The organism is Bradyrhizobium sp. STM 3843 (assembly GCF_000239815.1).
Lineage (GTDB): Bacteria > Pseudomonadota > Alphaproteobacteria > Rhizobiales > Xanthobacteraceae > Bradyrhizobium.
This window is the reverse complement of sequence record NZ_CAFK01000078.1, coordinates 17,176-28,195: the sequence shown is the minus strand read 5'-3', so window position 1 is coordinate 28,195 and position 11,020 is coordinate 17,176. Positions and strand designations below refer to the sequence as shown.

Annotated in this window: 8 protein-coding genes; 4 read left to right on the top strand and 4 right to left on the bottom strand. The window is 54.5% G+C overall.

Annotated elements, in window-relative coordinates; all coding sequences use genetic code 11:
* Nucleotides 1-1,868, bottom strand: a 1,868-nt coding sequence (locus BRAS3843_RS10620) for a hypothetical protein (protein ID WP_035981365.1), incomplete at its 3' end; no start/stop codon positions are given.
* Nucleotides 1,869-1,905: 37 nt separating this feature from the next.
* A complete protein-coding gene (locus tag BRAS3843_RS10615) occupies nt 1,906-2,799 on the bottom strand; it encodes an SIR2 family protein (RefSeq protein ID WP_035981364.1) in 894 nt (297 codons plus the stop codon).
* A 233-nt stretch (nt 2,800-3,032) separates the two neighbouring features.
* On the opposite strand from BRAS3843_RS10615, the gene BRAS3843_RS10610 reads away from it, so the two are divergent.
* From BRAS3843_RS10610 to BRAS3843_RS10600, 3 genes are all read left to right on the top strand, one after another.
* Nucleotides 3,033-3,677 (top strand): type IV toxin-antitoxin system AbiEi family antitoxin domain-containing protein, encoded by a 645-nt coding sequence (locus BRAS3843_RS10610; RefSeq protein ID WP_008968860.1) that lies wholly within the window; start codon nt 3,033-3,035, stop codon nt 3,675-3,677.
* Nucleotides 3,670-4,548, top strand: coding sequence for a nucleotidyl transferase AbiEii/AbiGii toxin family protein (locus tag BRAS3843_RS10605; protein WP_035981363.1), 879 nt, complete (start codon nt 3,670-3,672; stop codon nt 4,546-4,548). Before BRAS3843_RS10610 ends, BRAS3843_RS10605 begins: the two co-directional genes overlap by 8 nt.
* Before the next feature lie 82 nt (nt 4,549-4,630).
* On the top strand, nt 4,631-5,770 hold the full coding sequence (locus tag BRAS3843_RS10600) for a hypothetical protein (RefSeq protein ID WP_035981361.1): 1,140 nt from the start codon (nt 4,631-4,633) through the stop codon (nt 5,768-5,770).
* Here BRAS3843_RS10600 and BRAS3843_RS10595 read toward each other — a convergent pair.
* On the bottom strand, nt 5,767-6,504 hold the full coding sequence (locus BRAS3843_RS10595; protein ID WP_008968857.1) for a UPF0489 family protein: 738 nt from the start codon (nt 6,502-6,504) through the stop codon (nt 5,767-5,769). The two genes, BRAS3843_RS10600 and BRAS3843_RS10595, sit on opposite strands and share 4 nt — an antisense overlap.
* Before the next feature lie 66 nt (nt 6,505-6,570).
* Complete coding sequence (locus tag BRAS3843_RS10590) at nt 6,571-9,426, bottom strand: type I restriction enzyme HsdR N-terminal domain-containing protein (RefSeq protein ID WP_210161392.1); 2,856 nt, start codon at nt 9,424-9,426, stop codon at nt 6,571-6,573.
* Between the two features lie 314 nt (nt 9,427-9,740).
* Here BRAS3843_RS10590 and BRAS3843_RS42585 point away from each other — a divergent pair, with 314 nt between their 5' ends.
* Complete coding sequence (locus BRAS3843_RS42585) at nt 9,741-10,112, top strand: HNH endonuclease (protein ID WP_008968854.1); 372 nt, start codon at nt 9,741-9,743, stop codon at nt 10,110-10,112.
* Nucleotides 10,113-11,020 lie beyond the last annotated feature (908 nt).

Here is an 11,020-nt window from a genome sequence, read left to right as displayed (position 1 = left end):
AAGCGGGCAGAGATATCGCCTGCTTTGAGCAGCCATTCGTACCGATCGCCTAGCGCCTTTCCGAGTTCGACTCCTCCCTTGGGCTTTCTTGTTCTTTTCAAGAGAACATTGGCGAGATTTCCGGCTGGGTCATTGAGCGCAGTCGTGAAGATGTCAGTATCGGGTGCTTCCGTCCGCCTCGGCGCACGCAGCTCGATGAAGTCCCACAGTTTCCAAAGGACAGGAGACCGAAGCTTTTCGGAAACCTGATCCATCCAAGAAGCAGCTGCATGCGCGGTCTCGTCGAACGCCGTATCATCCGGCCACTGCGTTAGCAGTCTGGCCATCCGGTTCAACAAATCGACATCCGTAATCTTGTTCGCGGACCATAGAAGCGGACGCCAGGCCCAACCCTGCCAGCGATCCTCTTCCCGAGCAGCCTCAATACCGAGAAATGCCTCCTGAGGCTGGCTTTGACAATAGCTTTGCCATGCATCGCCATCCAAAAAATCGGCTTGATCGCGCGCTTTTTTAGCAGCTCTCAGTAATTGGTCGCTTGGTAGCGACTCAAGGTTCTCCTTTTTCCCTTCGATCCGGGATGGCTGCCCCTGCCACATAGCAAAGCCGGCCTTTTCCGGCTCGGCATCTCTCCATAGGGGATGCCGCTTCCTGATCTCGGCCAACAGATGAGCCGCTTCCGCACTCATCGGCACCTTCGTGCGCTCAAGATCGAGCAAGAGAGCAAAGCGATGCCGATCCATCGCCACGGCCAGATCAATACCTTCCTTGAACCAATTTGCTGGAGGACCATCCACAATACGGCGCTCGATCAAAGCCCGCTTTCCCGGCGGAAATTCCGGCCATCTGGATCGAACGAGGCGATGCACTTCCACCTGGGAATTTGTGATGAACAACTCACCCTGAGGAATTTCCAGCAGGACGTCGGCCGCAAGATCAGCCGAGACGAGCGGATCTGCCGCGCCATACAATGCGAGACGGTGAAGAAGGCGAAACGGACTTCGCTTCCACTCGACCAGAACATGCAGGGCTCGGTCGAGATCTTTCTGGATCAACTTGGACCAAAGCTCGGCAAGTATTCGAACGATCGGAAGAAATCCCTCGTGATACGAATTCTGTTCGTGGGCAGCGACTGATGGCACGTCGATATCAGTCAGACTGAGACCGATTGCCCCCTCAACTCCCACCTCGACCGCGTCAGCAAGCGTGGCGCTTAGTGCGGTAGTCAGACACACAACAAGGAATACCTCAGCATCCACGCTGGCTCCTTTGGGCCAAACTGAAAAGAAATCCTGTTCGGTAACCCCGTCATCGACACCATACTTGACGGACATAAGATCGGTTGGCTTCTCAATCTCGCGATCGGGCTCATCGTACCAACCATACCGTTTCTCGACGTAAAGCTTCGGCGTGAGAATATCGACTATCTGGGAGAGAACATCCGGCGAGAGGTCGCCTTGCCGCAGTCGAGGCAGTAGCCTGAACCACCGGTTTTGGCTTCGTCCTTGATGGTCATTCTCAATGTGCCTGATTATAAGTTGCCAGGACTTGACCAGCAGCGGATCCAGCTTCTTGCGCTGTGCATCAAGGCGATATTTGAGAATTTGAGCTGTTTCCGCTTTAAAGAAGCGGAGGTTCTCGACAACTTCACGTACCGCTTCAACGCCTTCGAAATTCCGCTCGATCCAGGCGGGCAAGACTGCGTCGTTTTGAAAGACCTCCATCTCGGCGAGCAAGGGCAGCCATGCGAGCGACGGATTAATCTCCGTCAAAGTTGTAAGTGCGTCTGTTCCCGCGAAAAAGAAGCGCAACCGGTCCCGCTCAAACTCCGAAACGTCGGCTGGGGTTATTTTTTTTGTTGTTTCTGACATAAGGCGGGAAGCTCAGGCTGGAGATTTGAGAATCGCTTCAAGGCCACGTCGATTGTACCCCGCCGGATCTTTGGCATAGCGGGCCCATTCGGCCAAGGTTGAATAGATATCCGGGTAGTCCGCGAATTCGAGTGGTCTTATGCCCTTGGCGTTTCCAAAGCGAGGCAGAACCGGATGAGGCCTTCTCAATCGCGTAAATGTCCTTCAGGTCGCGAAACCGCTCCCGATCAGCATCCAAAGTTTCAAGCAACAGGCGAAGTGCTGCATCCTCGGCCCGGTATCCGACCAGAATGAGCGCGTTGAGACGCATCCTGTCTTCGATATACCTCGATGCCCAACCATCCCTGAGATACGCATCCCCGAAGTCGGCACTTGTGAGGATAAGGTCGGATCTCTTCAGGCCAAGCTGGGCATCCTCGAGGCGGCCGTGAAAGTGGAGAATGCCACAGTCATCCGCTCCCCCTGGACGCGGAATTGATTTCCCGGCGTAGCTCTCGCAGGAGATCCCCTCTTCCTTGGCCGCGCGCTCAAATAGCGTATCGAAATTCGTTGTCAGCAGACGAACGCGGCCGGCACGATCTCGCGATAGCTGAAGGAGCGATCTGTGATGAATGAGATCAGCATCCTTGGGAACCTTCAATATCTCGGAGACTGCGACACGAACACGGGATTCGGACCCATGCAATAAAGTACGCTTCTCAAGGGATCGAAGAACTCGATCATACTCCTCTTTCTCATAGGCAACCGCTTCCGCAGCCTCGTGGCTGCGGTCCTCGCCCATGCTTGCATACACATCGTCGGTTAGTCTCTTAAAAGTCGGAAGCCCAACCCCCAACGAAACGCCTGCTCCGCAGAGGAAGATGACATCGCCATCGCTAACCGAACGGATCAGGTCATTTGGAATATCGGCGCTAGTGGGAAGAAATTTCATAGTGGAGTCTGAATGGGTGTGGCGGTACTCTACTTTTGCGGGTGCCGCCAAACAAGGCGCTTGGCAGAGCCATACACACGATCTGCCGATGCCAGCGAGACTACGCGGTCTAGGGTTTGGGCAGGGCGGCACTAAGCGGGGGTTTTTTGCGCCGAAAGGACGTCCAACTAGCTTTGATACTTATTGTCGGATAAACACTTGACATATCCGACGTTTTGTATCATACTGCTGCCATGCCTCCCGCAGCCGAAACGCAGCAAGACCGTGCGATCGCCCTCCTCAGCAGGCAGGGCATGGCCCGCCTATCCGAATTCAAGGAAGCCGGCATCACGGCCGCGACCGTCTCACGAATGAAGGAAAAAGGCCTCGTACTTCAGCTCAGCCGGGGCCTGTACCAGCTGGCGGATGCGTCGCTTGATACCCATCACACTCTCGCCGAAGCCGCCAAGCTCGTGCCCAAGGGCGTCATATGCCTCACCTCGGCCCTGTCGTTCCATGGTCTCACCGACACCATCCCGCCGCGCGTGTGGATGGCGATTGGGCCAAAGGATCGGCTGCCCCGAATTGAGACCCCTCCCCTTCAATTCGTCCGGTTCGGCGAGAAGATGCTTACATCCGGCATCAAGGATCACATGATCGAAGGCGTGCGGGTTCGCATCTACAATCCCGCTAAAACGGTGGTTGATCTGTTTCGGTATCGCCGCAGCGCCGGTAAGCGCTATCAAAAGAGCCCAGGCCTCAATCTTGCCCTTGAGGGCCTTCGGGAAGCCCTTCGCCAGCGGAAGGCAACGCCTGCCGAGATCGCGCGCTATGCTGGCGAAGCCGGAGTTTGGAAGGTCGTCGAGCCCTATCTGGAGGCCATGACCGCCAATGCCTAAGAAGCCAAAACCACCGATCAAGAACATGGGAGCGTCGGTACGCGCGCGGCTGCTCAATCTTTCCAAGCAACGCCGCCAGCCGTTCGAATTGCTCCTGAACAATTACGTTCTCGAGCGGCTGCTCTATCGGCTCAGCCAGACGAAGCACCGCGACCGGTTCATCCTCAAAGGCGCGATGCTCCTCACCAAATGGTTCGAAGACCCGCTGCGCCCTACCCGTGATCTTGATCTTCTCGGTATCGGCAAGGACGATCAGGATGAGATGGCGAGCATTTTTAAGGAGGTCTGCGGCATCTCCCACAATGACGGTGTTGTTTTTGATCCGAACAGCGTCCAGATCGAGCGCATCCGCGAACAAACCGAATATGGCGGACTACGTATCACGGCACTAGCAAAGATTGACACTGCCGAGATCAAAGCCACGATCGATATCGCTTTTGGCGATTCCGTAGAACCCGGCCTTCAGGAAATCGACTTGCCCGTGCTCCTTGATTTTCCAGCGCCGCATCTGCGTGCCTATGCGCGGGAGACTGTCATTGCCGAAAAATTCCAGGCCATGGTGATGCTAGGCCGCGCGAACAGCCGCATGAAGGATTTGTACGACATTTGGGTGCTGTCGCGGAACTTCGAGTTCAAGGGCGATGCGCTCGCGCGCGCCATTGCCGCGACCTTCGCAAGACGCAAGACAGACGTTCCAACCGAACTGCCAGACTCGTTGACGGACGCCTTTGCTGCGGACCCAGCGAAAATAGCACAATGGAATTCCTTCATTGAAGAGGTGAACTTCAAGCCTGGCACCCTTGCCGACGTTATCAAAGACTTGGCTGCATTCCTGATGCCTCACGCGACGGCCGCACGCATGCTAAGCTGAAAAAAGTCGGCCGAATAGTCTCTCCACAGACGCCGGTATGTCACATAGACGATCAGCTCGGCTACTGCGCAGGGGGCATTTCTTGAGCAACGCAAGAGCTGAACAACTTCTGACCAAGGCAGGCATCTCTTTCGAGCCGGAGCCTGAATGGATCAAGGAAGGGCAGAAACCGGATTTTTACTGCAAGGGACGGAAGCCGTTCTGGTGTGAGGTAAAGACTCTGGAGAGACCGGAGGATACCGAGAAATTTAACAGGACCTTTTGCGATCTCAGAAGCCGCACCTCGAAGATTGAACAGACCGGATGGGGTATTGCCTATATCCACGACAATTCCTCAGAACGCGACGCAAAGAGTATTGTACGATTACTTAAGCGCGGGCTGAAGCGGTTTGAAGATAACGATTCCCCAGATGTCGTCGTTGCGCTCATCCCGTTAAAGCCCGACCGAAGGCAATTTGTCCGGTTTTCTGTTACAACAAGAGAACGCGGTATCGTCGAATTTCACAGCTGCGTCTCACTCACGGGGATCTACGGAAGTCCTGACGGTATCAATGCCGAGCCGTTCGGGCAGCAAGTAACACAGCATTTCTCCACAGGCGCGAAGCCGACGTTGGCCGCCGGTACCTTCCTCCATCCGGACGAGACATTTCTCCTGGCCATTGTCGTTTGGAAGCATACCGACCAATTTTCCCTGATTACGGCAGCCTCGGCCTTGCCAGCCAAACGGCTAAAGACACCACAACGCATTCGCGAAGTCCTCAGCGACGCAAATGATCAGTTTAAAAATGGAACCAGATACAAGAATGCTCCGTGCCTGCTGACAATTTTTCATGACGGCCTCGATGTTCCGGACAAGGCGATCATCGCGAGCGGTTTGTATGGGAATTTGAAATTTTCTTATCCTGAACGACAACCCGAGAGGGGTAAGTTGGTTTTGGACAAGGACGGTGGCTGGACGCGAGACAAAAACCGCACTACCAGCGCCGTTCTTTATGTTCGCAATGACGGAGAGCCATTGCTTATTCACAATCGGTGGGCGCACAAGCGCTTGCCCGCAGGCCTCTTCAGCTGCAAGGAAATTTCGCTGCTCCAGAACGGCACTTTTCGAGAGATTGACTATACCGACACGGCGCGTCTCAGCTCCGCACTAGCTCGGATGGTTGATGTCACCAAAAATCTGATATGCAGGGTTGGCCGATTGCTGGGTTGGACGGCGAGCTAGTTAGGAAGCCGGAACTCGATTCCCAACGGCTTTAATGCAATTTCCAAAGCCTGCTCACTCTGCTCCCATCCGCCGCAACACTCTGGCGAAAGCGCAACGGTCAGGACACTAATTGTGCCGCCGGCTAGATGAGCACCGATCGTCTTCGCGATACTAGATATGTAACGCTCCGAGACCATGCGCCGAGCAGGTTCGTCCTCGTCTCCGTGCCAAAAGAAATAATCCAGATCCAAGTTGAACATCCAGGGAGCTCGAGATTCCTTCAGCCAAAAGTCTAGATTAGAGGGCACGTCCCAAAGACGGCAATTTATGTGGGCGCAGCTCGGCGCGGTCCCCACATCGTGAGTCGCAAAGCGAGCAACCTCCAGAGCTTGTCCAAAGACCGCTAGAAAAATCGACAGATAATTATCCCAGCGAAACAGCGGCAAAGGCTGCGGAATATCCCGGTGCTTGACCGTGAGCGACAGATACTCCTCGATGCCGAGGCTCCAATCCGCCGGCAAATTTTCAAGCCAGGTCGTCATCCGACTCGTGAGCGTGTCGTAATGCTGATCCATGTGAAAGAGCGAATACGGCTGCTTAGGATCAATACGCTGCAACCAACACCACAGCGCTGCGCGATGGTTGTCCATCACGTATACATTCCTATGCCTCCACAGGAAGTTTTGAGTGAACATGCCAGAAGCATTTCTTCCGCAAAACGGAATTAGCCATTCACCTTCGGACTGAATCATCTATCCTCTTTTCCAAATGTCACATTGACGGCGCTGGCGCTAACCCGCTCTTGACTCCTATTCACGTCAATCGTGTCGTGGCATCGACGAGAATATCCATTCAAGATCTCTTTTCAGTAGATCGCAGACGTCGTGGATAGCTGGCGTCGCTCCGTCAAAGTAGCCGGTATAATGCCGTCCAGAAAAATCCGACAACTGAGTAAATCCGTGAAACCGAGTAAGGTGAGCGTCAGACCGCCCGAGCGACACAAGCGCCGCGCGTATTCGTTCCACGTCCTCGCGCAAATGATCAACATTCGTGAATGACGCTGGCGCTCGGTCGCCAAAGGTTACGTCAGCTCCCGCTTGTTGCCACGTCTCAGCCGGCGACCAAGTGTAATAGATCGTCGATCCTCCATGAGGCGGCGCACGCCGCACTACCGTTAGTTGCCACCGTACCGGGAGTGGTGCAAAGAAGCTCATTTCCTTGGCAATCGCTGGAAAGGTTGTCTTCGCGACTTCTGTGTAGATTATCTGCACACGACGATACTGTTCGTGCAGCACACGGCAAGTCACGTCTTCCAACTGAACGTCAGTCGTCTCGTCCCAGCCTAGGCGTACCCACCATGGATCAAGCTCGGACACACCACCCGCACGTAGTATCGCAATGTCATCGAGCAATTCCTGAACACAAAATCGTTCATCGTGAGAGAAGGCGCTAGGACTCACGCGCCCGTTCTTGTGAGGTAAAAGGAGTTGTTCGATGGCACCGAGATCCATATTTGAAGCAAGTGGAAAATCATACTCGTTCGCCAGGAACCGACACCGTCCGAGAAGCCGATCCTGAGCTAGAGCCACGCCTCCCTTGAACGCTTTCGACTTCACTGCATCCAACACGCTCTTTTTCAACAGCTCAACCGCTACCAAGCGGGCGCTGTCCAGCCGATAATGCGACAAGTCTAGATTAACGCTGCGCAGAATACCTGGAAAGGACGGGGTCTTTACCTCAACGGACGGCGCACTCGGTCGTCGTGCGTGCAGCTTATACACAAGCTCGCGGGAAGAAGCATATACATTGCCCATAACGGCCAGATCGCTTCCTGGTTCGCCCGTGATTTCTTCAATCACGGTCTCTCGCAACGCAGGAAAGAAGCTTTGGAGAGGTTGCTCCACTCCCTCAAGCAGCTCAGTTAAGTATTCCCCTGAGAGCTTCACGGGATCAAGCTGCTTCAATTCCGAAGAAACATCGAAACGATAGCGTAGCGCGTCAAAATAAACGTCGGGTCCAACTTCAGTCAGGCGTTTCCATAACGCCGATTGAAGCTGATGACTCGACAGTTGGGCCATCAACAGGACAGGAAAAAATGAGTCCGACGGCATCCGCAAAGTCGAGATTTTCGCTAGCAACTCGGGTTCATGGCCAGATACCATCTTCTTCGCGCGAAGGAAATCGGCGAGCGCTTCGTGTTGAACCTCGATCGTTGAACCGTTGACCCGCGCTGCATCGCATGCGACAAATTCATTCAGAACGTCTGCCGGTACACCGTCCTCTTCCATCAGCGCCAATACCCGCTCGCCTGTAATCGGCGCCTCAAACGTTGCATCCGCAATTAACGTCAGTGCCCGTTCGCGACGAATGGATGCGACAATGTCGGTCCCCTCGGTATTCAGCACGTTTCGGAGCCAGGATTGAAACAGTGGCGCGAGTTGGTTAGGAAACTCGCGCTCACGCTTCCAGTAGTCCAATGCAAGTTGCAGCAGAAGCGGATTTTCGCAAAGCTCCAACAACGTTGGAGACATCATGCCAATGATCGAAGAGAAGTGATCGCTCCCATCATCTAGATTATTTCGCTCGAGCTCGCGCTTTTCATCATCCGTCAGTGGTGCAAGCTTGAATAGTGGAAGAGCGACGTTTGGCCGGGCGGCTTCGCGGGAGAACACGAATATTTGAGTTAAGGGGTAGTCACGCAGGAGGTTTGTCATCTCCGTCGTTAGATGTCGCTGGAATCTGAACGATGCCTTGTCGAAGCCATCGCAAAGGATTGTTGCGCCCGTGACCCGCAAATAATCCACCAGCGCAGATTCGCTAGTACCCGGCTGATGTGCTGACAAGCGGCGCTGCATAAACGCCACAATGGAAACAGCGGTCTCCTCGAGGTCGGTTATGGGGATGTCGAACGCTAACCGTGCCTTTGCGTCCCGCCAGCGTTTCTCGATTGCCTGTCGGAACAACCGATTTGAAAGCATTGTTTTTCCATAACCCGAAGGTGCGACCACAATGCAGCCGGACGGGCATTCTTCAAGTAACCTCCCCGTTTCCACGCGCTCCGCTGAACCCACGCGATCGACCGTCCTGTCGATTGCGGCCGCGTACCTTGCTGTTCGCTTCAATTCCGCTTTCTCATAGCGGCCAAAGTCGGAGGAAGCATCGAGGATTGTCTTGACCTGGAAGGTCCGGCAGTAATCGACCACAGTCGTCTTTGAGAGCAATTGCTCGATGGTGCCCCGGTTCGCGGTCAGAGATTCGACTGGTGACTCGAAGACGCGTTCGCTCTCCTGTGTCGCCTTGAGCTGCCAGATCTCCAGCTCTTCGCCGTTCGTCAGCAGCAAAAGCGGCGCTCTTAAATTGGCCGCATAGGATTCTCCTTGCAACTTGCCATCAGGCAAAGCTTCGCCGGGCGCCTTGACCTCAACAACTACAAGCGAGGCATCCCGATTCCGTAGCGGACCACTAAAACAAACGAAGTCAGCCTCGGGCTTGCGCCCAAGGCGGCCTTCCCGGAACGTTACCGGATACTTCGGTGCAATATCGTCTGGTTCATAGCCCAGCGCATGCAACAATGGGACAACGAGACGAAGCTCTACGTCAGCCTCGTTCGTAAAACTGGCAGCTATGTTGCTCCAGAAGTCAGACATTTCGGCTGACCGGCCGATGACACGCATCCAGTTGCGCATCAACGCATATTTGCCAGCGGCTCATGATTCCCATTTTTCCCAACGTATGCGGACTTATATGTCTTTCCTTCAACTTGAGCGTCAATCTTTAGCAAGGCGGAACGGGCCCGTCGACACGAAACATCCGCTTCGCTCCGCGCATCCTTGAGGCCAGGCTCAACATCAAGGCATTCGCCGTATCCGCCCTCCATCCAAGAGAGCACCTCATCGCGTGGTGACATCGGCCCCCGTTTTCGTCTTCTGCATTTCCGAATTTATCCCTATAATGATTTACGGAATTCATATGCACTACTAATTCAACAATGAACCACGTCTCTCCGCAGAACGAAAAGCCTCGTAGCATAACGGGTTTAGATGATAGCTCGTCCGGGATGACGAATTTGCTTGATGGCGTGACGTCTAAAAGGCCTAAAAAAGATCCGAAAAGAATAACTCGAGGGTTGGAGAGGGTTACCAAGCTTTTCGAGAAGCAAAACGGGAAATGCTATTTGTGCGGGGCCGAGATGAGATTGCCCAAAGACTTTTCCGAAAGGAATGTCAGACATCCCCTTGAGGCGACAATCGATCATCTGATTCCGCGTTTGCGTGGCGGAACCTACAGAAAAGACAACATCAAGGCGGCACATGCACATTGTAACAGAAGCAAGGGAAGTAAGCTGAGCCGATCTACCTGAAATTCCTCGCCTTCACGTTCAGCGTATCGGTGTGTTCCGGCAAAATTCTTGCGCTTGCGAAGATCTCAATGGCTTGCCGGCCAGTTGTTGCGGCAACCCGGCCCGCTTCCCAGGCGGCTCCGACCGGTGAGGCGTCGTCCCCGTGAACAAAGTGCGGGAACCAAAATTCCGGACCTGCACATCGCGCCGCACCTCATGAATTGAGCTTAAGCTGCTCAAACAACGCTAGAATTTCGGCTGGCGGAGCAAGACAAAGAGTTCGATAAGTATCCAGGAACCCCAGCCCAGCCGGATGCCCATGGAACTGGGCGACGAGCGGGATGTGTTCTGAAGTTCCTGTCCGCGCAGATTGACTGAAACGTAAGCGCTTTCGCCCGTCCAGGAGTGCAAATTTGGGAAGGCCAGCCCTCACTCACTCAAAACCGTCGGTCAGACTGTCGCGATCCCGGCTCATCATCACTATCGCGAAGGGAAGCGCGAGACAGTGGGTCACGCCAGTCATCGGTTCCTCCTAGCCTCCTTCGCTGCTCTTAACTCGTCCGCGAGGGTATTCCCCTCGAGTCTGACGCATAGACTTCATCAATTCCGTTTCCAAGAATCCCTTGGCGACGATCAGCGCGCAGACGGCTGCGCGTACATCGCCGTCGCAGGCTGCAATCACTTGATCAGCCGTAGCGTCCAGCGTATCGCGATGCGGAAGCGAAGCGCGGTCGGCGGACATGCTCATTTCCATGTTGAGCAGCCGAGCATGTTCGTACTGAGAGTGTTCGGGGTAGTTACTGGCCCAAGCTGGATTAAGAAGATGTGGCCCCATCCGTGATGACCGATCGATTGACTAGGAGCAAACAGTGCCCCCCAATCTGCGCTTTGTTCGACGCACCAAGATTCGAGGCAAGAAGCTGTTGATA

Bases quoted from the DNA above. Each gene is read 5' to 3' on its own strand.
- BRAS3843_RS10615 (WP_035981364.1), bottom strand. From the start codon at position 2,799: ATGAAATTTCTTCCCACTAGCGCCGATATTCCAAATGACCTGATCCGT.
- BRAS3843_RS10610 (WP_008968860.1), top strand. From the start codon at position 3,033: ATGCCTCCCGCAGCCGAAACGCAGCAAGACCGTGCGATCGCCCTCCTC.
- BRAS3843_RS10605 (WP_035981363.1), top strand. From the start codon at position 3,670: ATGCCTAAGAAGCCAAAACCACCGATCAAGAACATGGGAGCGTCGGTA.
- BRAS3843_RS10595 (WP_008968857.1), bottom strand. From the start codon at position 6,504: ATGATTCAGTCCGAAGGTGAATGGCTAATTCCGTTTTGCGGAAGAAAT.
- BRAS3843_RS10590 (WP_210161392.1), bottom strand. From the start codon at position 9,426: ATGCGTGTCATCGGCCGGTCAGCCGAAATGTCTGACTTCTGGAGCAAC.
- BRAS3843_RS42585 (WP_008968854.1), top strand. From the start codon at position 9,741: ATGAACCACGTCTCTCCGCAGAACGAAAAGCCTCGTAGCATAACGGGT.